The 23423-nt window shown below is 63.9% G+C and carries 19 protein-coding genes and 1 pseudogene; 12 read left to right on the top strand and 8 right to left on the bottom strand.

Going from position 1 to position 23423, the window contains the following annotated elements; all coding sequences use genetic code 11:
- Positions 1-72 precede the first annotated feature (72 nt).
- Entirely contained in the window at positions 73-786 is a 714-nt protein-coding gene (hutC, locus tag ABWV23_RS12460; protein WP_353348182.1) for a histidine utilization transcriptional repressor HutC, read from the bottom strand.
- Complete coding sequence (locus ABWV23_RS12465; RefSeq protein WP_353348184.1) at positions 783-2147, bottom strand: formimidoylglutamate deiminase; 1365 nt, start codon at positions 2145-2147, stop codon at positions 783-785. Before ABWV23_RS12465 ends, hutC begins: the two co-directional genes overlap by 4 nt.
- A gap of 154 nt (positions 2148-2301) precedes the next feature.
- Here ABWV23_RS12465 and hutI point away from each other — a divergent pair, with 154 nt between their 5' ends.
- The 12 genes from hutI (at position 2302) to ABWV23_RS12525 (ending at position 16501) form a co-directional block, all read left to right on the top strand.
- The gene (hutI, locus tag ABWV23_RS12470; protein ID WP_502901654.1) at positions 2302-3471 is read left to right on the top strand and encodes an imidazolonepropionase; all 1170 of its coding nucleotides are present in this window, start codon (positions 2302-2304) and stop codon (positions 3469-3471) included.
- A complete protein-coding gene (gene hutH, locus ABWV23_RS12475) occupies positions 3440-5005 on the top strand; it encodes a histidine ammonia-lyase (protein ID WP_353348188.1) in 1566 nt (521 codons plus the stop codon). The genes hutI and hutH overlap by 32 nt, the downstream gene beginning before the upstream one ends.
- Positions 5002-5799: an N-formylglutamate deformylase gene (hutG, locus tag ABWV23_RS12480; protein WP_353348190.1), complete on the top strand. Its 798-nt coding sequence runs from the start codon at positions 5002-5004 to the stop codon at positions 5797-5799. Before hutH ends, hutG begins: the two co-directional genes overlap by 4 nt.
- Positions 5796-6947 (top strand): CaiB/BaiF CoA transferase family protein, encoded by a 1152-nt coding sequence (locus ABWV23_RS12485; RefSeq protein ID WP_353348192.1) that lies wholly within the window; start codon positions 5796-5798, stop codon positions 6945-6947. Before hutG ends, ABWV23_RS12485 begins: the two co-directional genes overlap by 4 nt.
- Positions 6944-8113: an acyl-CoA dehydrogenase family protein gene (locus tag ABWV23_RS12490; RefSeq protein WP_353348194.1), complete on the top strand. Its 1170-nt coding sequence runs from the start codon at positions 6944-6946 to the stop codon at positions 8111-8113. Before ABWV23_RS12485 ends, ABWV23_RS12490 begins: the two co-directional genes overlap by 4 nt.
- Positions 8114-8123: 10 nt before the next feature.
- The gene (hutU, locus tag ABWV23_RS12495; RefSeq protein ID WP_353348196.1) at positions 8124-9788 is read left to right on the top strand and encodes a urocanate hydratase; all 1665 of its coding nucleotides are present in this window, start codon (positions 8124-8126) and stop codon (positions 9786-9788) included.
- Positions 9789-9856: 68 nt separating this feature from the next.
- Complete coding sequence (locus tag ABWV23_RS12500) at positions 9857-10675, top strand: transporter substrate-binding domain-containing protein (RefSeq protein ID WP_353348198.1); 819 nt, start codon at positions 9857-9859, stop codon at positions 10673-10675.
- A 56-nt stretch (positions 10676-10731) separates the two neighbouring features.
- Positions 10732-11379, top strand: a complete 648-nt coding sequence (locus tag ABWV23_RS12505) for an amino acid ABC transporter permease (RefSeq protein WP_353348200.1) — start codon at positions 10732-10734, stop codon at positions 11377-11379.
- Positions 11379-12038 (top strand): amino acid ABC transporter permease, encoded by a 660-nt coding sequence (locus ABWV23_RS12510; RefSeq protein WP_353348202.1) that lies wholly within the window; start codon positions 11379-11381, stop codon positions 12036-12038. Before ABWV23_RS12505 ends, ABWV23_RS12510 begins: the two co-directional genes overlap by 1 nt.
- 1 nt (position 12039) lies before the next feature.
- Complete coding sequence (locus tag ABWV23_RS12515) at positions 12040-12816, top strand: amino acid ABC transporter ATP-binding protein (protein ID WP_353348204.1); 777 nt, start codon at positions 12040-12042, stop codon at positions 12814-12816.
- A 17-nt stretch (positions 12817-12833) separates the two neighbouring features.
- Positions 12834-13946, top strand: a complete 1113-nt coding sequence (hisC, locus tag ABWV23_RS12520; RefSeq protein WP_353348206.1) for a histidinol-phosphate transaminase — start codon at positions 12834-12836, stop codon at positions 13944-13946.
- Between the two features lie 407 nt (positions 13947-14353).
- The gene (locus tag ABWV23_RS12525) at positions 14354-16501 is read left to right on the top strand and encodes a Wzz/FepE/Etk N-terminal domain-containing protein (protein WP_353348208.1); all 2148 of its coding nucleotides are present in this window, start codon (positions 14354-14356) and stop codon (positions 16499-16501) included.
- A gap of 303 nt (positions 16502-16804) precedes the next feature.
- Here the strand turns inward: ABWV23_RS12525 and ABWV23_RS12530 are convergent, their stop codons facing one another.
- The 6 genes and pseudogenes from ABWV23_RS12530 to ABWV23_RS12555 all read right to left on the bottom strand — a co-directional run bounded on the left by ABWV23_RS12530 (position 16805) and on the right by ABWV23_RS12555 (position 23419).
- Positions 16805-18178 carry a polysaccharide biosynthesis/export family protein gene (locus ABWV23_RS12530; protein WP_353348210.1) on the bottom strand — a complete coding sequence of 458 codons (1374 nt, stop codon included), beginning with the start codon at positions 18176-18178 and terminating at the stop codon, positions 16805-16807.
- 50 nt (positions 18179-18228) lie between these two features.
- Entirely contained in the window at positions 18229-18801 is a 573-nt protein-coding gene (locus tag ABWV23_RS12535; RefSeq protein ID WP_353348212.1) for a YjbF family lipoprotein, read from the bottom strand.
- Positions 18798-20831, bottom strand: a complete 2034-nt coding sequence (locus tag ABWV23_RS12540) for a YjbH domain-containing protein (RefSeq protein WP_353348214.1) — start codon at positions 20829-20831, stop codon at positions 18798-18800. Before ABWV23_RS12540 ends, ABWV23_RS12535 begins: the two co-directional genes overlap by 4 nt.
- A 186-nt stretch (positions 20832-21017) precedes the next feature.
- Positions 21018-21746 (bottom strand): metallophosphoesterase family protein, encoded by a 729-nt coding sequence (locus ABWV23_RS12545; protein WP_353348216.1) that lies wholly within the window; start codon positions 21744-21746, stop codon positions 21018-21020.
- Positions 21747-21933: 187 nt separating this feature from the next.
- Positions 21934-22074: pseudogene (locus tag ABWV23_RS12550) on the bottom strand (sugar phosphate nucleotidyltransferase); the annotation flags it as partial.
- 277 nt (positions 22075-22351) lie between these two features.
- Positions 22352-23419 carry an EpsG family protein gene (locus ABWV23_RS12555; protein WP_353348218.1) on the bottom strand — a complete coding sequence of 356 codons (1068 nt, stop codon included), beginning with the start codon at positions 23417-23419 and terminating at the stop codon, positions 22352-22354.
- Positions 23420-23423 lie beyond the last annotated feature (4 nt).

Consider the following 23423-nt stretch of genomic DNA (forward strand, 5'->3'; position numbering starts at 1 on the left):
TGGCGCACAGGGCGTCCACCGGTCCTTTTTCAGCCCGTCCAAACCAACTCGGGGCCCTTTCCCGGCCGCGCCTCAGGTCGTCGCCGACATCGCATAGCCCGGATGGAAGGCCAGCCGAACCGTGGTGATCGGGCCGATGTCATTCCATGTCGTGCGGTTCAGGATCAACAGCGCCTGTTCCGGTTCGGTTTCGAGAAGCCGGGCATCGTTGGCCCCGGCGTTGCAGGCCGAAAAGGTCAGGTCGGCCCGCAGATAGGGCGCGTTGCGAACCAGCCATTCATTGGCATTGAGATGGTGGAAATCCACCTCTTCGATCCCCGGCACGGCGCGGGGATTGATCCAGCGGTCTTCGAGCTGGAACGGCTGGCGGTCGCCGTAGTGGACCGCGCGCAGATGGATCAGAACCTCGCCCGCCGACAGGCCCAGTTTCTTGGCGTGCTGCGCCGGCAGCGGCCTGTGGCTTTGCGAGATCAGCCGATGGCTGTAGCGCTTGCCCGCGGCTTCGATCTGTTCGCGAACGATGGGGATCGAGATGGTCGCCTTGCGGACCGGGTTGATCGCCACGCGGGTGCCGGCGCGGCGACGACGGTCAAGCAGCCCCTCGTCGGCAAGAAGCTGCAACGCCTTGTTCACCGTGGCCCGCGCCACGCCGAATTCAGCGGCCAGCTCGGCCTCGTCGGGGATGCGGTCGCCTTGCTGCCATTCCTTTTCAAAGATCCGGCGGCGCACCATCTCGGTGATATAGGCGGCCTTGCCGCTACTCGGAATCGCGTCGCGCTCTGTCACAATCTCTCCTGCAGCTTGCCGATACAGGTCATATAATCGGATACAATGCGGTCGCGGTCCATATGCCGCCCGCCCTGCACGACATGACGTCCGGCGGCCCAGACATCACTGACCAATCCGTCACCGCCTGCGAAGATCAAGCTGTCGAGCAGGGTATCCCCCTCGCGTCCGACCATCACCGGGTTGCGGCAGGAGATCGCGCAGAGATCGGCCCAATTGCCCTTGGCGATCGCCCCGGTGTCACGGCCTGCCGCGGTCGCACCGCCGTTCAGCGCGGCCTCGTACAGAACTCGCCCGGTCGAGCGGTCGGGCGTGGCATGGATGGCGCGGGCATGTTCACGCAGCCGCTGGCTGTATTCCAGCGTGCGCAACTCCTCGAACAGAGAGATGCGGATATTGCTGTCAGAGCCAAAGCCGATCCGCCCGCCGGCCTGTTGCCATGTGACACCGTTGAAGATGCCGTCGCCCAGGCTCGATTCCGTGATCGGGCAGAGCCCGGCCAGCGCCCCGGTCGCGGCCAGATCGCGGGTCTCGTCCTCGGTCATGTGGGTCAGGTGGATCAGCGTCCAGCGCGCATCGGGCGAGAAATTCTCCAACAGCCATTCGACGGGACGACGGCCATAGGCGGCCTGCACCTCTTCGATCTCGGGAATCTGCTCGGCCAGATGTAGGTGAAGCGGACGATCCGGGCGCAGTTTTGTACAAAACGCCAACGCCTCGGGCGAGACCGCGCGCAGGGAATGCGGTGCGACGCCGATCCCGGCGTCCGCCGGCAGCCCCTTCAACGCTGTCTCTGCACCCTCGAGCAGATTCGCGAAGGCCTCGGGCGTGGTGCCGAACCGCTGTTGGCCGGGCCCGAGCGGGCGGTGATCACAACCGCCGAACTGATAATGCACCGGCAACAGTGTCAGGCCGATCCCGCTGCGCGCGGCAGCGGCGGCGATGCGCTCGGACATCTCGGCGGGGTTGGCATAGGGCGCGCCCCCCGGCTGATGATGCAGATAGTGGAATTCGACATTGGTGGCATAGCCGGCCTCCAGCATCTCCATCTGCACCAGCGCAGCGATCACCTCCACGTCGTCGGGCGTCAAGTGGTCGAGAAACCGGTACATGATCTGCCGCCATGTCCAGAAGGTATCGCGCGGCTGCGGTCCGCGCGCCTCGGACAACCCGGCCATCGCGCGTTGGAAGATATGCGAATGCACGTTCGCCACCGCCGGCAACAGCAACTCGAGTCGCTGCCCGTCCGGGGGCGCGTCCGGGGTGATTTCGGCGATGCGCCCGGCGCTATCCACTCCAACCCGTACATTTTCCGCCCAGCCATTGGGCAACAGCGCCCGTTCTGCCCAAATCACCGTCATTTTTCACGTTCTCCCGGTTCACGGCCCCGGATTCCGCTCTCGAGGGCCAAAATACGTTTAGACATTGTCTTTATTTAAGACTAGACATATTTGCGAAAGATGCAATCGGAGATGAGGCGCCATGCAGATTTTCAGCAATGCAAGAATTGCAAGAATGGACGAGAATTCCGGTGGTTACGGGATCGTCGAGGCAGGGTGCCTGGTCACCGACGGGGATCGAATCGCGTGGGTTGGACCTGAGGCGGATCTGCCCGACGCCTATTCGGCGGCCCCGCGCCATGACCTTGGCGGGCGGCTGGTCACGCCGGGTCTGATCGACTGTCATACCCATGTGGTTTTCGGTGGGGATCGGGCGCGCGAGTTCGAGATGCGGCTCGAAGGGGCCGGCTACGAAGAGATCGCGCGCGCCGGGGGTGGCATCCTGTCGACCGTGCGCGCGACGCGGGCGGCAAGTGAGGATGCGCTGGTCGCGAGCGCACTGCCCCGCGTCGATGCGCTTCTGGCCGAGGGGGTCACCACGCTTGAAATCAAGTCCGGCTACGGGCTGGAGCTGGAGGCCGAGCTGCGGATGCTGCGCGCCGCGCGCCGGATCGGGCGCGAGCGCAAGGTAACCGTCGTGACCTCGTGGCTGGCCGCCCATGCGCTGCCGCCGGAATTTGCAGAGGATCGCGCCGCCTATCTGCGCGACGTGGTGATCGCCGGGATGGAGCGTGCCCATGACGAGGGGCTGATCGACGCGGTCGACGGGTTCTGTGAGGGCATCGCCTTCAGCCCGGAAGAGATGGCGCAGATCTTTGATCGCGCGGCGGCGCTAAGCCTGCCGGTGAAACTCCACGCCGAACAGCTGTCCGATCTGGGCGGTGCGGCGATGGCGGCGCGGCATCACGCGCTGTCGGTGGACCATCTGGAATATCTCGGCGCCGACGGGATCGCGGCGATGGCGGATTCGGGCACGGTGGCGGTGTTGCTGCCGGGGGCCTTCTATACCCTGCGCGAAACCCAATATCCCCCGGTCGAGGCGCTGCGCGCGGCCGGTGTGCCGATTGCGCTGGCGACCGATTGCAACCCCGGTACCTCGCCGCTGACCTCGCTGCTGCTGACGCTGAACATGGGCGCGACCCTGTTTCGGATGACGCCCTCGGATTGCCTGAGCGGCATCACCCGCAACGCGGCCCGGGCGCTGGGTCTGTCAGATCGCGGTGTCATCGCACCGGGTCAGCGCGCCGACCTGGCCGTCTGGGATGTCGCCCACCCGGCCGAGCTGTCCTATCGGATCGGCTTCAACCCCCTTCATGCCCGCATTTACGGAGGCGAAATTGTCTGAACGCGTTCTGATACCCGGCCAGTGTACCCTGGCCGATCTTGAACAGGTCTGGCGCGAGGGGCTTGCCGTGCGCCTCGACGACAGTGCCCGCCCCGGCATCATCGAGGCCGCTGCACGCATTGCCGCCGCTGCGCAGGGCGAGGCGCCGGTCTATGGCGTCAATACGGGCTTTGGCAAACTGGCCTCAATCAAGATCCGCCCCGAGGACACCGCCACGTTGCAACGCAACCTGATCCTGTCGCATTGCTGCGGTGTTGGCGATCCGATCGAACCCGAGACCGTGCGCCTGATCATGGTGCTGAAACTCCTGTCGCTGGGGCGCGGGGCGTCGGGCGTGCGCCCCGAGGTCGTCGCGCTGATCGAGGGCATGCTGGCCAAGGGCGTGATGCCGGTGATCCCCGAACAGGGGTCGGTCGGGGCCTCGGGCGATCTTGCACCGCTGGCCCATATGACGGCGGTGATGCTGGGCGAGAGCCGGGCGTTGTTCCAGGGCGAGGAAATGCCTGGGGCGGCGGCGCTGGCGGCGGCCGGGCTGGCGCCGATCAGCCTGACCGCGAAAGAGGGTCTGGCCCTGATCAACGGCACCCAGGTCTCAACCGCCTTTGCGCTGACAGGATTGTTCGAGGCCTTTCGCCTGGCGCGCAACGCGCTGGTGACCTCGGCACTGGCCACGGATGCGATCATGGGCTCGACCGCGCCCTTCCTTGACGAGGTGCACCAGTTGCGCGGCCATCGCGGCCAGATCGTCGCGGCACAAGCGATCCGCAGGCTGATGGCCGGATCGGAGATCCGCGAAAGCCACCGCGAAGGGGACCAGCGGGTGCAGGACCCCTATTGCATCCGGTGCCAGCCACAGGTGACCGGCGCCTGTATCGACCTGCTGACGCAGGCCGCGCGCACGCTGGAGATCGAGGCCAACGCCGCGACCGACAACCCGCTGGTGCTGATCGACGAAGACCGGATCGTTTCGGGCGGGAATTTCCACGCCGAACCGGTCGCCTTTGCCGCCGATCAGATCGCGCTCGCCATTGCCGAGATCGGCGCGATCGGACAGCGACGGATCGCGCTGATGGTCGATCCCGCGCTGAGCCACGATCTGCCCGCCTTTCTCACACCGGCGCCCGGGCTCAATAGCGGGCTGATGATCGCCGAGGTCACCTCGGCCGCGCTGATGAGCGAGAACAAGCATCTTGCGACCCCCTGCTCGACCGACTCGACGCCGACCTCGGCCAACCAGGAAGATCACGTCTCGATGGCGGCGCATGGGGCGCGGCGGCTGAGACGGATGAATGCGAACCTGACCCATATCCTCGGGATCGAAGCGCTTTGTGCCAGCGCCGGGGTGGAATTCCGCGCGCCGTTGAAAACCTCTGCCCCGCTGGCGGCGGTGATCGAACGGTTGCGCCAATCGGTGCCGCCGCTGGATCAGGATCGTTTCCTGGCCCCGGACCTGGAGCAGGCGGCAGAGCTGATCCGCTCCGGCGCGCTGCTGGACGCGCTGCCTGAAACCCTTCTGGAAGAGGTGCACCCATGACCCCGGTTACTGTCAGCCAGGGCGACAGCCCTGTTGTCCTTGGGCTGCCCCATACCGGCACCTATGTCCCCGACGAGATTTTTGCCCGGCTGACCCCGCGCGGGCAGACCCTCGCCGATACGGATTGGCACGTGGAGCGGCTTTATGACGGGTTGCTTCCGGGGGCAACCACGGTGCGCGCGATGTTCCATCGTTACGTGATCGACGCCAACCGGGGGCCGGAGAACGAAAGCCTGTATCCAGGTCAGAACACCACCGGGCTTGTCCCGATGACCGATTTCGATGGCGAGCCGCTTTGGATCACGGCGCCCGACGACGCCGAGATCGCGCAGCGTCTGGCCGATTGGCATGCGCCCTATCACGCCGCGCTGACCGCCGAGATCGCGCGGGTCAAGGCGATCCACGGATTTGCGATCCTGTATGATTGCCACTCGATCCGCAGCCATATTCCGTTCCTGTTCGAGGGCACGCTGCCGGATTTCAACATCGGCACGAACCTGGGCGTCACCTGCGATCCGCGGATCGAGGCGGCGGTGGAAAAAATCTGCGCGGCCACCGGACGGACGATGGCGGTGAATGGACGGTTCAAGGGCGGCTGGACCACGCGCCACTACGGCCAGCCCGGCGAAGGCGTGCATGCGATCCAGATGGAGCTTGCGCAATCGACCCACCTGGAGGCCGAGGCGCTGCCCTTCGCTTATGATGAGGCCAAGGCCGAGGCGCTGCGCGTCCCGCTTGGCGCGATCCTGCATGCGCTGGAGGATCTGGCACCGGAGTTGGGGGCAGGGGCATGAGCAAACCACTCGACGGAATCCGGGTGCTTGACCTGACCCGGGTGCTTTCCGGCCCCTATTGTACGGCCCTTCTGGCCGATCTGGGCGCCGAGGTCATCAAACTGGAATCGCCGGCCGGCGACGAGTACCGCCATATCGGCCCCTTCAAGGAGGGTGAAAGCGCGCTGTTCACCCTGAACAACCGCGGCAAGCGGTCGATGACGCTGGACCTCAAGGCGCCCGCCGATCTGGCGCTGGCGCAGGCCATCGCGGGCCGGGTCGATGTGGTGGTGGAGAATTTCCGCCCCGGCGTGGCTGAACGGCTGGGGCTGGGGGCTGCCGCCCTGCGCGCGAAAAACCCGCGTCTGATCTATTGCTCGATCTCGGGCTTCGGCCAGGAGGGACCGTTCCGCGATCTGCCCGCCTATGACGTCGTGGTTCAGGCGATGTCCGGGCTGATGGCGGCCACCGGGGAAGAGGGCGGCGCGCCGCTCCAGACCGGGGAGGCGTTGGGCGATCTGATAGCCGGGCTGTTCGCGAGCTGGTCGATCATGGCCGCGCTGGTGCAGCGGGACCGGACCGGGCAGGGCGCGGCGCTGGATGTGGCGATGTATGACGCGCTGTTCTCTATGCTGACCACCAGCCACGCGCTGAACCTGTATGCCGGTGTCCTGCCGGAACGGGTCGGCAATCGCCATCCGCTGTCGACCCCGTTCGGCTGTTTCACGACCCGCGACGGACAGGTGGTGATCGCGGTGCTCAACAACAGGCAGTTCGCCCGGCTGGCCGAGCTGATCGGGCACCCCGAGGCGATCAACGACCCACGGTTCGCCAGCGACGAGATCCGCACCGAACATGAACCGGCCGTGCGCGCCTTGGTCGAGGGCTGGTCGAGCCAGTTGACCACAAAAGAGGCGGTCGCGGCGCTGAGTTCGGTGAACCTGCCGACCGCCCCGATCTGGGACATCGCGCAGGCCCGGACCAGCGAGCACGCCGATGCGCGCGGTCTGGTCAGCGACCTGCCGCATCCGGTTCTGGGCCACGCGCCGGTGGTAGGCCAGCCGGTGCGCTTTGATGGCGAAAAACCCCTCGCCGAGAGTTCTGCCCCGCGTCTGGGCGGCGATCTGGAGGCGATCCTTGAAGAGTTCGGATTGGAGAAGACGGAATGAGCGCGCTTGATAACCCCTGGCACATGCTCTCGGAAGAGGAAACGCTGTTCTGCGACGTGTTGGAACGGCTGTGCGCCGACAAGATCGCCCCCTTGGCGGCGCGCACCGATGCCGAGGGAACATTTGCCCATGACCAGCTCGCCACGCTCGCCGAGGCCGGGATGATGGGCGCCAACCTGCCCGAGGAATATGAGGGCAGCGGCGTGTCCGCGCCGGCGCTGTTGCGCGCGGTGTCGATCGTGGCGGCGGCCTGCGGCTCGACCGCCTCGGCGTTGACGGCGCACTACCTTGCCACCGACTCGATCCTGTTGGGCGGCACCGAGGCGCAGAAACGCGCCTGGCTGCCCAAGGCTGCGAGTGGCGCCGCGCTTGGCGCCTTTGCCCTGACCGAACCGACAGCGGGCTCTGATCCCGCCGATATGAAAACCCGCGCCCGGCGCACCGAGACGGGTTGGCATATCAAGGGCACCAAATGCTTTATCTCGAACGGCGGGGTAGCCGATTTCGTGGTTCTGTATGCCGTCACCGATCCCGACAAGGGGCATCGCGGGATCTCGGCCTTTCTGCTGCCCAAGGGCACTCCGGGGTTCGAGGCCGGCCCGCCGGAACGCACGATGGGCTTGCGCGGTGGCCATGTCTTTACCCTCAATATCGATGTCGATCTGCCCGAAGATGCCTTGCTGGGCACCGAAGGGGCCGGGTTCAAGACCGCGATGAAGGTGCTCGACAACGGTCGGATCGAAGTGGCGGCGCAGTGCCTCGGGCTGGCCGACGCGGCAATGAAGGCCGCGATTGCCTATGCCAAGGATCGCGTCATCGGCGGCGACCCCCTGACCGAACGGCAGGGCATCCGCTGGATGATTGCCGACATGGGGGTGGCATGGCGCTCGGCGCTGTTGCTGTCGCTCGATGCGGCCCGTCAGCGCGACATGGCCCATGCCACCGGCGGGCGATTCTCGCTGGCGGCGGCGATGGCCAAGCTGGCCGCCTCGGAGGCCGCCGGAAAGATCGCCGATACCGCCCTGCAACTGCACGGCGGCTATGGCTATACCGCCGATTTCCCGGTCGAACGGATCACCCGCGATCTGCGCATCATGCGCATCTACGAGGGCTCCAGCGAAGTTCAACGCATCATCATTTCCGGCCAGATGCTGGCCAGTGCATAGGGAGACACAGATGACCAATCCCCGTCATAACACCCGCGATATCTTTCCGCCGACCGGCACCGAGCTGAACGCCAAGAGCTGGCTGACCGAGGCGCCGCTGCGGATGTTGATGAACAACCTGCACCCGGACGTGGCCGAGAACCCGCATGAGCTGGTCGTCTACGGCGGCATCGGGCGCGCGGCGCGAACCTGGAAGGATTTCGACCTGATCGTCGAGGCGCTGAAAAACCTCGAGGAAACCGAAACCCTGTTGGTCCAGTCGGGCAAGCCCGTCGGCGTGTTCCGCACCCACAAGGATGCGCCGCGCGTGCTGATCGCGAACTCGAACCTGGTTCCGCATTGGGCCAACTGGGATCATTTCAACGAGCTCGATAAGAAGGGCCTGATGATGTACGGCCAGATGACCGCTGGCTCGTGGATCTATATCGGGGCGCAGGGCATCGTGCAGGGCACCTATGAGACCTTTGTCGAGGCCGGGCGTCAGCACTATGACGGCAACCTCAAGGGCAAATGGATCCTGACCGGCGGCCTGGGCGGGATGGGCGGCGCACAACCGCTGGCCGCGGTGATGGCCGGGGCCTGCTGCCTGGCGGTCGAATGCGACGAGGATCACGCCGATTTCCGCATTCGCACCCGCTATTGCGACGAGAAGACCCACGATCTCGACGAGGCGCTGGCGATGATCGACCGCTGGACCGCCGCCGGCGAGGCGAAATCCGTGGCGCTGATCGCGAACGCCGCCGATGTGTTCCCCGAGCTGCTCAAACGCGGGGTGAAACCCGATATCGTCACCGACCAGACCTCGGCGCATGATCCGGTGCACGGCTATCTTCCGCAGGGCTGGAGCGTGGCCGAATGGCGCGCCCGGCAGGAAAGCGAACCCAAGGTCGTCGAAGCGGCGGCGCGCAAATCCATGCGCGCCCATGTCGAGGCGATGGTCGGCTTTCACGACGCCGGGATCCCGACGCTCGATTACGGCAACAACATCCGCCAGATGGCATTTGAAGAGGGGCTGGAGCGGGCCTTTTCCTTCCCCGGGTTCGTGCCGGCCTGTATCCGGCCGCTGTTCTGCCGCGGGGTCGGGCCGTTCCGCTGGGCCGCGCTGTCGGGCGATCCCGAGGATATCTACAAGACCGACCAGAAGGTGAAAGAACTGATCGACGATCCGCATCTGCACAACTGGCTCGACATGGCGCGCGAACGGATCGAGTTCCAGGGCCTGCCGTCGCGGATCTGCTGGGTCGGGCTGGGACAGCGCGACAAGCTGGGTCTTGCCTTTAACGAGATGGTGCGCAATGGCGAGCTGAAAGCGCCCGTGGTGATCGGGCGTGACCACCTTGATTCAGGCTCTGTTGCCTCTCCCAACCGCGAGACGGAATCCATGCGTGACGGATCTGACGCCGTATCCGACTGGCCGCTGCTGAACGCGCTGCTTAATACGGCATCAGGTGCGACCTGGGTGTCGCTTCATCATGGCGGCGGCGTCGGAATGGGCTTTTCGCAGCATGCGGGGATGGTAATTTGCTGCGATGGCACCGAAGAGGCCGATGCGCGCATCGGTCGGGTGCTGTGGAACGACCCTGCAACCGGCGTGATGCGCCATGCCGATGCGGGCTACGAGATCGCGATCGACTGCGCCAAGGAGCACAACCTGAACCTGCCCGCGATTCTGTGAGCGAAATCCGCGCACCGTTCCGGGGACGGTGCGCGGCCTGTACCCCCGGACCCAACTAGGAGAACCGCATGACTATCAAGAACACGCTGAAGGCTGCCCTGTTCGGCCTGACCGCCCTCGGGCTTTCCACGCCGGCCTTTGCCGACCAGCTTGCCGACATCAAGGCCGCGGGCAAGATCGTGACCGCGACCGACATGCACTATGCCCCGTTCGACATGATCGTTGACGGCACCTACCAAGGGATCACCAAGGACATCTTCGACGAGGTGTCGAAGGAACTGGGCGTCGAGCCGGTCTATCAGGACATTCCGTGGACGGCAGAGCTGCCCGGCCTCGAGGTCAAGAAATTCGACATCATCATCGCCCCGGTAACGATCACGCCCGAGCGGCTGGAACGCTATGCCTTCAGCCTGCCGATCGCCGATGCGACCGTCGGCCTGATCCGCAGCGCCAACGACAGCGAGACCAAGGCGCCCGAAGACATCAAGGGCAAAGCCGTCGGCGTTCAGCAGGGCACGGCGCAAGCCGCGCAGCTTCAGGCGTTCGGCGACAAGATCGGCGGCATCACGATGAAGGAATACGGCACCACCGACGAGGCCTATGCCGACCTGGCCGCCGGGCGTCTTCAGGCGGTGGCCGGCTCGCTGCCGAACCTTGCCTATCTGGTCAACGCACGCAGCGAAACCTTTGCCCTGCTCGAGCCCGCCACCTTCGGCGAGCCGAAGTATTTTGCCTGGGCGATGCGCAAGGACGCCGAGAGCGCCTCTTTCGTCGAAGCCGTCAACACCGCGTTGCTGAAAATGACCGATGACGGCCGCATGAAGGCGATCCAGGAAAAATGGCTGGGCGTCAATCCCGACCTGCCGCGCGAAGTGCCGCAAGACTGATCCTGACTGCGGGCCGGGACCGATCCCGGCCCGCACGACCATGAACGGGGGCTGCCGTGTTTTCCTGGACCACATTTTGGGAGAGTTTCATTCCGCTGCTCTGGGCCGCGCGTTTTACCGTGCTCGTCTCGGGCCTCGGGATCGCGTTGGGGCTGGTGATCGGCGCGCTGATCTGTGCGGCGGCGCTGTCGCCGATGAAAGCCTTGCGCCTCTTTGCGGCGCTTTGGGTGAGTTTCCTGCGCGGTGTGCCGCTGCTGGTGCAATTGCTGCTCATCTACTTCCTGTTGCCGGTGATCGGCATCGACGTGCCGGCGCTGGTGGCCGCCGTCGTGACCGTCGCGATCTGCGCCAGCGCCTATATCTCGGAAATCTGGCGCGGGGCGATCAACGCGCTTCCACGTGGCCAGACCGAGGCGGCAAAGGCGATCGGCATGGCCCCACTGGCGCAATGGACGCGCATCATCCTGCCGCAGGCGGTTACCATGTCGCTGCCGGCGCTGATCAATGAGCTGATCCTGCTGGTCAAGGCCTCTTCGCTGGTCTCCGTGGTCGGCATCATGGAAATCACCCGGGCCTCGCAGGCGCAGGCGGCGACCACCTTTCGCCCGCTCGAGGTCTACCTGGCGGCGGCCTGCATCTATCTTGTGATCAACCTGTGCCTCGCCGGGGTGGGACGCTGGCTCGAACAGAGGATGGCGGTCTGATGAACGATTTGCTTGCTCACTACGGCCCGTTCCTGTTGCGCGGCTTCGGCATGACGGTGTTCTGCTGGCTGCTGGGCACGGCCGGGGGGATGGTGCTTGGCCTGGCGATCGCGTTGGTCCAGCGATACAGCATCGCGCCGGTTCGCTGGGTCCTGCGCGCCTATATCGAGGCGATCCGGGGCACGCCCTTTCTTGCCCAACTGTTCCTCCTTTACTACGGCGGGCCGATGTTCGGGCTGCGGCTTGATCCGGTGCCGGCGGGGCTCTTGGGGCTGTCTGTCTACAGCAGCCCCTATTTCGCCGAGATCTTCCGCTCGGCCTTTGGCTCGGTTCCCATTGGCCAGATCGAGGCCGCGCGCGCCATCGGCATGAGCGAGTTTTCCATCGTGCGCCGGATCCTGCTGCCGCTCGGGCTGGTGTCGGCGCTTCCGGCGATGGTCAATTTCTCCATCGTGCTGACCAAGGAAACGGTGATCCTGTCAATCATCACCGTGCCGGAACTGATGTACCAGGTCCAGCGCATGTCGGCGGAGACCTTTCGCTATGTCGAGGCCAACCTGGCCCTCGCCCTGTTCTTCTGGGGGTTCGTCGAACTGATCTCGCGCCTCGGGCGCCGGTTCGAGACCCGCATCACCAAACATCTGATCGAAAGGACGTGACATGGTCCGGGCTTCTTCCGTCGAGATCCGCAAGGTCAACAAATTCTACGGGCCGTTCCACGCGCTCAAGGACATCGACATGTCCATCGAACCGGGCAAGGTCACCTGCCTGATCGGTCCCTCGGGATCGGGTAAATCCACCCTGCTGCGTTGCGTCAATTTCCTTGAGGAATACAACTCGGGCGAAATCCTGATCGACGGCGAGCTGATCGGGTATGAAACCGCCGGCGGGAAAAAGATGTCGTCGCGCCGGTTACGCGAGATGCGCCGCACCATCGGGATGGTGTTCCAGCAGTTCAACCTCTGGCCGCATATGACCGCGCTTCAGAACGTGGCCGAAGGGTTGATCCGTGTGCGTGGTATGGCCAAGGCCGAGGCCGAGACACGCGCCGCCGACGCGTTGGAAAAGGTCGGTCTGGGTGACCGGATGGGCAATCACCCGTCGCGGCTGTCCGGCGGGCAGCAACAGCGTGTGGCGATCGCGCGGGCCATCGCGATGGAACCCCGGTTGATGCTGTTCGACGAGCCGACCTCGGCGCTCGATCCCGAGCTGGTGGGCGAGGTGCTCACCGTGATGAAGGCGCTGGCCGCCGAGGGGATGACGATGGTGGTGGTCACACATGAGATGGGCTTTGCCGCCCATGTCGCGGATCAGGTCGCCTTCATGGAGCAGGGTGAGTTGGTGGCGGTGGATGCGCCGGCCAATATCCTGCACCACCCGGAAGACCCGCGCATCCAGTCCTTTCTGCGCACCTATCACGAGCGCAACAGTTTCTGACCCGAAGGAACCTTTCGATGTCCGACCATGCCCCGCTTGCCCTGCGTCCGGAACTGGCCGCGCTTGCCCCTTACAACTCCGGCCTGACGCTGGCGGAGGTGGCCGCGCGCCCCGGCGTGACGCGGATCGCCAAGCTGGGGTCGAATGAAAACCCTTATGGCGCGGCGCCCGGGGTCAAGGCGGCCGTGGCCGAGGCCGCGGGCCAGCTGCATCTCTATCCCGATCCGTCGGGGCATGATCTGTGTGCGGCGGTGGCGGCGCTGGTTGGCGTGACGCCGGACCAGGTGGTGCTGGGCGACGGGTCAGAGGACCTGCTCAACGTGCTGGCGCGGGCGCTGCTGCAGCCGGGCGACCGGGTGATCACGCTGTACCCTTCGTTTCCGCTGCACGAGGATTACGCCCTGATGATGGGGGCCGAGGTCGAGCGGATCGGCTTGACCCCCGAGGGCGAGATCGACCTGCCGGCGCTGTTGGCCGCGGTGGCGCGTCCCGCGCGGCTGATCCTGCTGTCGAACCCGATGAACCCGGCGGGGCTGTGGCTCGATCCGGCGGCGCTGGACCAACTGATGGCGGCGCAACACCCCGAAACGCTGCTGTGCATCGACGAGGCCTATGTCGAATATACCGACTCCGCGCGCTATGTTTCGACGCTGGACCGGATGGCCGGGCATGACAAGCCGCTGTTGGTGTTGCGCACCTTTTCCAAGGCATGGGGGCTTGCGGCGCTGCGGATTGGCTATGGCGTGACCAACGATGCCGGGTTGCGGCGCGGGCTCGATCTGGTGCGCACGCCGTTCAACGCCAACCACCTCGCGCAGGTTGCCGCGCTGGCGGCGCTGGCCGACCCTGACACCATGGCAACGGCGGCGGCGCGCATCGTGGCGGAGCGGGACCGCGTGGCCGGAGCGCTGCGCGAAGCGGGGCTGCGGGTGTTGCCCTCGATGGGGAATTTCCTGTTCTTTGACGCGGGTCGGCCCTCGGTCGATCTGGCCGAGGCGCTACTCGATCATGGGGTGGTCGTGAAGCCCTGGAAACAGCCCGGTTACGAAAGCTGGCTGCGCGTTTCGATCGGGCTGCCAACAGAGAACGATCAATTCCTGCAGGCCCTGCACCAAGCGATCAGGCCGTAATCCCGGCGGCAGGTACCCGTTCCCTATTCCTTTTCTTTGCCGATCTGCAGGGTCAGGTCGACAGGTTGCTGCTCGCCGTAGCCACTAAGGCCCTTTGATCTTGAGGTTGCTGGCGTTGCGAGCGGCAAGGAGCGCACCCCGGGGCAGGGCCGGGATGCCTTTCGCCCAAGCCGGGTGGACCGTGCATCACCGGTCTTTCTGCTGGAAGCAGTCGGGGGCTCGGCGTCGCATCCCAAGACATATGTTTCATAATGGGCCTATCCGCTGGGTCGAAAAGGTTGATCCCCCATTGAAAGAAACGGTACTTTCGACGTATTCCCTTGCCCGTGGCAAGATCACAGTCTTGCCGAAAATACTTCTTTTATGAGAACTATGGAGGGATTGAGGAGTTTTCAATGGACGGCGGCATGCAACAGATCGTGAGGAACGACCGCAAGGAGCTGTCCGTGCCCTCGGAGGACAGCGATCTCGATTTGATAGAGATTCTTGCGACGCTTTGGCGCGGACGATGGGTGATCGGCGTCTGCGCTTTGATCGCTCTGTTGGTCGGGGCCTTTTATGCCTATGGGGTTGCTGTTCCCAAGTATGCGGCAACGGTTCAGGTGATGTTGAGGGGACAGGGTCAGCAGCTTGTCGATATCCAAAGCGTGGTGTCGGGCGTCTCAACCGATGCCGAGTCGATGAATACCGAACTGCAGGTGATTCAATCGCGCAAGCTGGCCGAACAGCTTGTCGATCAGCTGAACCTGACGACCGATCCCGACTTCAATCCGTTCCTGCAAGAGGCGCCGACCTTTTCGCTGTCGGGACTGGCCAAACGGGCCAAGGGGCTGGTCGGAATGGAGGTGGCTGCCTCTCCTTCGTCGAGCGAAGAGCAAATTCACAATGCGACGGTGGACCGGGTGCTGGGCAGCATTTCGGCAGCGGTCCTGCGGGGAACGCGGATCTTCGATGTCGAGGCCACAACAGTCGATGCCGGGAAATCCGTCCTCCTCGCCAATACGCTGGCCGAACTCTACATCGCCGACCAGATCGCGGTGAAGTTCGAGGCGACCGAAAGAGCCGTTGCCTGGCTATCGCAACGCGTCAGCGAGTTGGAGGCGGACCTGAAGGCCAAGGAAGAGGCCGTGAAGGAATTGCGCGCCGGTTCGGGGCTGGTCAGCGCCGAAGGGTTGGCGGCCCTGAACCAGCAGGCCAAGGATTTGCGTGCGCGACTTGAAGAGTTGCAAGGCACGTCGGCGCAGTTGCGCGAGACGCAAGCCAAACTCGAGGAATTGCGCGATGCCGGGGACGCAGACGCGATGCAGGCCGCCTTTCCTGACCCGGTCCTCAAGCAGCTTTTCCAGCGGATAAGCGAGGGTGAACCAGAGGCGCGAGAGCTTTTCGACAGCCGGTTCGACCTGTTGCTGCAACGCGAGGCAAACGGTCTTCAGCGCACGTTGGATCAAGCGGCCGCGCTGGACGATTCCTATACTGAGCTCCAACGCAGGATCGAGGCACAAAGCGCCGATCTGGTCAGGTTGCAGCAGTTGGAACGCGACGCCGGAGCGACACGGGTTCTTTACGAAACCTTCCTGACCCGGCAGAAAGAGACGACCGTCCAGCGTGGGTTGCAAGAAGCCGATGCGCGCATCCTGTCGCCCGCCGTCTATGGCCGCCATGTCGAGCCGCGCAAGTCCCTGATCATGGCCCTGACGACCGTCCTGGGGTTGGTGATCGGATCGGGCATGGTGCTGCTGCGACAGGTCCTGCACAACGGCTTCCGCACCGCGGAAGTCCTGGAACAACACACCGGGACAACCGTGTTGGGGCAAATCCCGCGGATCCCGATCAGCGCGCGCCAGGGACTTATCGACTACCTCAACGCAAAACCGACCTCGGCCGCGTCCGAGGCGGTTCGGAACCTGCGGACCTCGGTCCTTCTTTCGAACATCGATCATCCGCCCAAGGTCATCATGTCCACCTCGTCCCTCCCGGGCGAGGGCAAGACGACGCAGGCGATCGCGCTGACGCACAACCTGTCGAAAATGGGCAAGAGGGTGCTCCTGATCGAGGGCGATATCCGCCGTCGCACCTTTACCCAGTATTTCAAGGATGTGCCCAAGGGTGGCATCCTGACCGCGCTCGCGGGTGAGCAACCGCTGTCCGAGGTGGTCTTCTTCGACCAACGGCTGGGGGCGGATGTGCTCATGGGCGAGAAGAGCAACATCAACGCGGCCGACCTGTTCAGCTCGGACAAGTTCTACGAATTCATGCATCGTGCGCGCGAGGCTTACGACTTTGTCGTTGTCGACACGCCACCGGTTCTGGTAGTGCCCGATGCACGTGTGATCGGCCAGTCGGTGGATGCCATCCTGTACTCGGTGAACTGGGACAAGACCACAAAGGCCCAAGTGGACGAGGGTCTGCGCCAGTTCCGAACGGCGAATCTGCGGATCACGGGCACCGTTCTGTCGCAGATCGACCCGAAGGGCATGCGCCGCTATGGCTATGGCGGAAAATACAGCGCCTATGGCGCCTACTCGGGATATGGGAGCGGTTACTACGACGCCTGACGCGCGTGCCATGCTTGACGCGGCTTTCCACAGGTAGGTGGGCTTTGTTACCTTCGCCCCGGTGGTCGGCGGCGGTTGCGATTGGCCCAGTCTGTCCCGCATGACCCGGTCCTGGATCGGCGCGTGGCCCCTCCCTGATGACAGCCGCGAACTCCTCCTGACCAGCGCGCCCTGTCGCGACCGCTGACGTTCCGTGAGAAGGAGCAATCAGAACAATGTCGACCGTTGGAACCGCGGGGCAATGAAACAGAAATGGCCCCGCGAGGGGGCCATTCCGATCCTTCCGGCTTTGAGGGCTTTGCGTCAGTTCGTCACCGCATTTGCGATCCCGGCGGCACCGCCAAACAGGCCAAAGGTCTGTTGCAGGGCGCGGCTCCACTTGGTGATCGGTTGCTCCTCGATGAAGATGATGTCGTTCGGGCGCATCTCCATTCGGGTGGCCAAAGTGATGTTGACCGCATTCGACGCATCGAGGTGCCAGGCCGTTACCGCGCCGAACTCGCGCGGGTTGTCGGAGGCGCGCAACACATAAAGGTGACGTGGATTGCCGGTTGTGGTGGCAAAACCTCCGCCCTCATACAACACATCGGCCAGTGTCGCCTGCTGGTCATAGGGCAGAGGGAAACGGGTTTGAGTGCGCACCTCACCGGTGACGTAGACAAAGTCCCGCTTTTCGGCGCCAAGGCTCTGGCGGGCTTGGAAGTTCGCGCGTTGTTCGGACAGAATGCCGCTGCGCAGGCCGATCTCGCTCTGCAGTTCGGACATGGCCTGGCTGCGTGCCGAAGATCGCTGGCTGATGACGTCAAGCTTCTGCTTGTAGAAGGCCAGCGCCTTGTCGAGATCATAGCTGGTGTCGACATAAACCGCATCGCCGTCCAGCAACAGGCGACGTTGCAGCGCCGCGTCGGCAAAGAAATCCTCGACCGGAATCTGGTAGAGGCTGCCGTTGCGGTAGATGCGGATCGAGGTGAATTCCTCGTAGCGGGCGGTGATGCCGCCGGCGGCAGTCAGCGCGTCGCCGAGCGTCAGCGGCTGCAGCGTGATCGGGAGCAGCTTGGCGCTGCCCACGGCGCCGCCCACAGCCACCCGCTGCGAGTTGAACTCGGACACTTCGAGGCTGAAGGCCGGGTCGATCTGGTTCTTGACCAGAGTATCGAACACCTTGGCTTCGGCCTCTTCCAGGGTCAGCCCTGCAATGTCGATCTGGCCGATGTCGGGGATCGCGATGCGCCCGTCGTCGCGCACGGTATAGCCCTGGCGGCGGTTCTGCGCGGCCAGAAGACCGGTCAATTCCTCGATCGTCGAGCCGCCTGCCTTGGTGGCCAGCAGCACCACGTCGCCCACGCCGATGCGATAGGGTTCGGGCAGGATCTGCGCCGGCGGGCGCAATTCCAGGGTTCGGTGGTTCTCCTCGGGGACATACGGAGCCTCGGGGAGCGCGCCGGCAAAACGCAGCGATCCGCCACCCGCGATCTGGTAAAAGGCATCGGGCAGTTTGCGCGGACTATAGGGCGCGCGATTTGCGACCAGCACGGTTTGAGCGGTCAACGGCACCTCGCGCACCGCCACCTCGGCCCCCTGCTCCTTCACCGACGGGCTGTGATAGGTCACGCCGCAACCGGTGGTGGCCAATGTGGTGCCCAGAAGGGCCATGCGGAGCAGATTTCGGGTCAGCATTGGTAGATCCCTCGCTTCGGTCTTGTCGCGCCGCGGCGCGCGTTTTCGGTTCAGCGGACGCGCCGCTCGGTTTCCAGGTATCCGGCGGTCGGGGACACCCATTGGCGCGATTTCCACATCACACCGTCGGCCCCGCGCCAGTAATGGTTCACGATCTCCCGGCCTTCGGTCACGCAGTGTTCCTCGGTATGGGTCGTGCGCCGGTCGGTATTGCCAATGGTGACGGTTTCGGCACCGCTGTCGGTTCGCCGGCACTGGAAGGCCATGAAATAGGATTTGTACTCGCCATCCAGATAGCTGTTGATGCGCGGGCCCCAGTGGTCTGCGTCCCCATCCAGCGCGGCATGGGTCTGGGCGATGTCAGCACTCATCAGGTCATCACCCAACCCGCGGGTTGCGACCAGAACGCCCCGATCAAAGGAAAAGGTCACGAAATCCGGCGTCCGCCAGGTCTCCACCTCGCCGTTGCGGCCGGCAGGGGTGATCATGCCCCGCGCGCCCAGCCGGGGAACCGCGACCTGCATCTGTGGCGTGTCCGGGTTTTCGACCACCACGCGCACCTGGTCTTTTGTGCTGCATCCCGCAGTCATCACGAGGGACAGGATCAAGAAAAGCCGCCTCATTTCCAGAACCTTCCCCAGCCGTCCCGAAGCGCGGTTTTCTGGGTGCGGCGTACGGTTTCGTACAGCCGCCCGGACACGTTCAGCCGCGCCCCGCCATCGCGGGTGACGGGGCGAATGACGGTACTGTATTGCTCGGTCGTCGGCTGGCCCGAGATGAAATTGATCGGGATGGTCAGGCGCAGACCCTTGTCAAAGGATCCTTCGCCGAAATCATCAAAGGACACGTCGGTAAGGGTGGCAAAGACCCCGATCCGCCAGCCATTGCGGAATTCGCGGTCGATCGAAAAGGTCGTGCCCCAATCCTTGGCCAGGTAGCGGCCCACATCGACCTGTGTCGTGAACCCGTTGCCGAAGTCCCAGTAGGCCGAGACATGGCCGGTCGCCACGTCGTAGTCGCGAAAGCCGAACATCTGGTCGAAATCGCGCTGCCGGACATAGTTGAGCTCGGCCCCCAGTGCGAAGCGGCTGTCCAGGGGCTGCCACAGCAGTTCGGTTGAAATCCCGCCATACATCGGTTCGAGGTAACCGGCGGTCACGCGGCCATAGAGGTTGGCGCCCGGCTTGAAGTAATAGGCGCCGACCAGTTCGGTGACCGCCGGGTCGCCCTCTCTTTCGTAGATGTTGAAATCCGACCGCACATGCGGCAGCACCGAGGTCGAGGCGCGCGTGCTCGCGTCGAGGTTGCCGATCACCTTCTTGCGCAGGCTCCCCTTGAACACGAGACCCTGGGCCGGCTGAAAAACGGCCGAAAGCTCGGCACCGAGGTCGGCCCGCAACGGCGAATCCGGATCGAACAGGCTGGGCGACAGGTAGGGTTTCAGATCCCATTCAAAGCGCGGATAACGTCCCGCGACAGGGTTGAGCGGCCCGGCGTCCGAAACGATCTGCGCCCGGGCGTAACTGCGCCAGCTGTTGTCATAGTCGAATTCCAGCTCTTCCAGGTCCGTCCGGCGCAACGTCACCGCCGCCCCTGCCAGCCCGTTCTCGACCGGGACGATGGTAAAACTCTCGACACCCGCGGGCACCGCATTGGTCAGCGCGCGCGCTGTGCGTCCAATCACCTGGGCCGAGTTGGCAAAGCGTTCATTCTCCACCTCCACCCGGAGGGTATCGCCCTCTGCCCGTATCCCGTGCAGGCGCAGGCCGTTGTTTGCCAGGACCTGAGCGACGCGGGCCTCGACCGTGGGCAATCCCACGCTCTCGACGCTCCATCCCAATTGCGCCGCGTTCTTGCGCGGCAGGACGGGCATCGCCCCACGGTCATACCCGGCAACGCCCCCGGGGTGCTTGGGATTGGTGGCCAGCGTCAGTTGAAATCCCAACTCCGAGCCGTAGAGATAGTTGACCCCCAACGTGATGCTTGGATTGAACCTGTAGGCCACCCCGAAGTTCACCGGAGAGCGGCGATTGAAGGCAGAGCCGTCTTCGTTCGGATAGGCGTCCGAGGAATATTCGAGAGCAAAGCTGAGGTTGTCCGTCGCCTGCCATTCGACCCCGCCAAAGAGCGCGGCATCTCCACGAAACCAGTTGCTCCACTCGACCTCGCCGCCCATGCCGCTCGTTCGGGGTGGACGGTTTTTGAACGAGTCCCCAATGATGGACAGCGGGTTCTGGAACCCGCCATGAGTGGCCAGCCGCCCCCAGCCCATACCCCCGGTCAGGCGCAGTCCCGGTGCCAGAGTCTTTGTCGCGACCACATACTCGGACGAGTACAGCCCGGTGCCGAGAAAGTCGTTCAGACCAACCGCGACAGCCGGCTGCCAACCTTCTTCATCCATCAGCCGGTAGTGAAGCGAGAAGCTGCGATCGAACCGGTACGGGGCCACCGCCCCGCCGGGGTTCGGGCGGATGTCATACAGTTGGGCATAGCGAAAACTGCCCGACAGGCGCGGCGTGATCTGAAAGGTCAGGGTGTTTCGGGTCTGGTTCTGGAAATGGCTGGATGTGATGGCCAGTTCGGCATCCGGCCGACTGACGGCAGAGGGCATGTCGATCAGCCCCGGATAGCCATAGGTATTGTACCGCGCCATGGGATCCGAACGCCCGGCCTCGGGCGCTGTGATCAGCAAGAAACCAAGGCACAGCGTTGCCCGAGAAAGAAGTGCGCGATTGGCCATGTCAATCAGATACGGCAGAGGGTTAGAAAAGACACAATTGAGACGACCATTTGACTTGGAGACAGAACCTTCGCTGTGTTTAGAGCACGCGAATATGTGTCATGTCGAGACGAATTGCGCGCCACTTTCATCACACAAGGCGGCCGTCAACGTCCCGGTGGCATAGGCACCGGTGTCGATTGCAATGCGGCCTGCCTCGGCCAGGGGCGCGTCGACGATCGTGTGCCCGTGAACCACCCACTGACCATCATCACGCGGGGTCGAGATGAAATCGCGATGCCCCCACAGGAGGGTCCGGCTGTCCTGGGCATCTAGCGGTCGTGCAGGGTCGGCGCCGGCATGAACCACGGTGACGTTGCCGCTGCTCCATCGCAACGGCAGCCCGCGCATCCATTCGATCAGAGGATCGCCCATGGCCAGGGCAAGCGCATCGCGCGCGCGGACATAGGTCGCCCCGGAACTGACCTCTCCCACGTCTCCGATGCCGAAACTGGCAAGGGTCTGCAACCCGCCATGGCGCATCCAGCGTGGCCCGGCCTTTTCGGGGTCGTCAAGGAAAGCCAGGCACATCGCCTCGTGGTTGCCCATGAGGCAGTGCACGCCCTCGGGGTTGTCGCTCCAGGCGGCGTGCAACAGGCGCAGCACCTCGGCGCTTTGATCGCCCCGGTCGATATAGTCGCCCACGAAGACCATCGGCAGTCCAAGCGCCAGCCCCGCGACCTTTTCCCCGAGTTCGAGGAGTAGGTCGGCCCGACCATGTATGTCGCCGATGACGCAGAACGCCCGATCCGGGGCGATGGGGGCGGTTGGCCTGGGAGCGCGCTCCACCTGGTCTCTGGACTGAAAGAAATTCCGCAACCCCAACATGCGGCCATAGATACCCAACCTCGGCGAATTGGCAAGATGTCGGAATGTCAAAAGGAGACAAACTTACATCACGGGCAAAATCCACCACTCGAAACCCCGAGGCGCGCGCGAGCTCTGCGGTGAGTTCAAAATGGGACATCATGTATCGAGCCTGCATCCAAACCGAAAGCGGGTAATAGATCATCGGCTTGTCATAGATCGGCAGCAACTGTTTCGGCACGCCGGTGGTCACCGGATAAAGGCGTGTTCTGGGCCCGCCGGCCAGGATGATGCCCCTGCGGTCGGTCATTGGGAAAACTCTCCGGGTTCTGTCGGCAAATCGTGACACTGGCTGCGTCGGTCGGGACGGGGGTCAACGATACCTTCCGGTTCGCAGCAACAAGGCCATGACCCCTGCGGTCCTTGCGACAGGTTGGCTTTCATCAGCGGCGGGACTGCAGGTGACTGTCACAGGGTCAAAGGGGAGGAGGCCACCGCCGTCGAACAGCCGGTCGGTTGACGTGTTTATGAAAGTTCAACGCTGGAGAGGCAGGGGGCGAGGATCCGAGTTGCAGGAACGGGCAGTATCATTTCAAAATAAAGTCACTCGGAAAACCGAAAATCCAACTGTCATAGGGAATATAGCATTGCTGGAAGTGCCCCGAAATTTGTGTCCACACAAAAAAGACCAGCAGCAAGCCCAGATAGGGCAGCGCAGAGTGCAGGGACTGGCTTGACCTGAACGGCAGAAATGGCAATCGGGCGAAAATCATCGTTTGAATTGGGATGAGATAGTAGCCGAACCTGTCACCGATGACGCTGGAAACCGGGAGCAAAAGAAACGCCAGCGCCATCCCGATCGCCCCGATGCTTGCCAGGCTGTAATCCTGCGGAAAGGATCGCATCCATTTCTTTCGCACGAACAGGAAGAAATAGAGCGCCGATAGCCCAAGGATGCCAACACGAAACACCGCACCGAAAGCCTCGGTACCTGTTCCGATATAGCGACTGCCCGCGATCTCTGCACTTTCCCCGCTGGCGAGCAAGATCGCCCCAGGAACAGCAAGGAGTGCCGCCATGACCAAGCGGGTCCTCGTGTAACGACCGGTTGTGAGCGGCAACAGAAGCAGGAAAACTGTACTGCTGGCGTGGAATCCGGCGGCGAGAACCACCCAAAGCGCAAACCGGATCGGGCGACGGTCGATGAAGGCGGTGAAAGCGATGCACAGCAACCCGATCGCCGCCCCCTGTCGGATCGCGGACATCGGCATGTTGATGATCAGGATCGGAAACAGCAGCACCAGAAAGCCCAAGGGGTCCGGCTGCCGCCGCGCCAATACATGAACCCCGACGAAGAACACAGCGCTGGAGACGATATTGGCAACCGGGTAGGGCAGACCTGCGCCCTGGATCCAGGCCAGGATGGCCCACCAGATAGGCTCACGGCCACTGACAATTTGGGACCAATCCTTGCCGGCGGCGCCCAGGTACTGGAAATAATACCCCGACCAGTCGCATCCGACCTGATAACGAAAGGCCGAGAACATGAACAGCGCCAGAAGAACAACGTAATAGACCTGTCGCCGCAGTCTTTGCGCTCCAGCCAATGCATAACGCAGAAGGAACAGCACATTCGTCACCCCGAAGTAGAGCATCGAC

Source organism: Aquicoccus sp. SU-CL01552 (assembly GCF_040365005.1).
Lineage (GTDB): Bacteria > Pseudomonadota > Alphaproteobacteria > Rhodobacterales > Rhodobacteraceae > Antarcticimicrobium.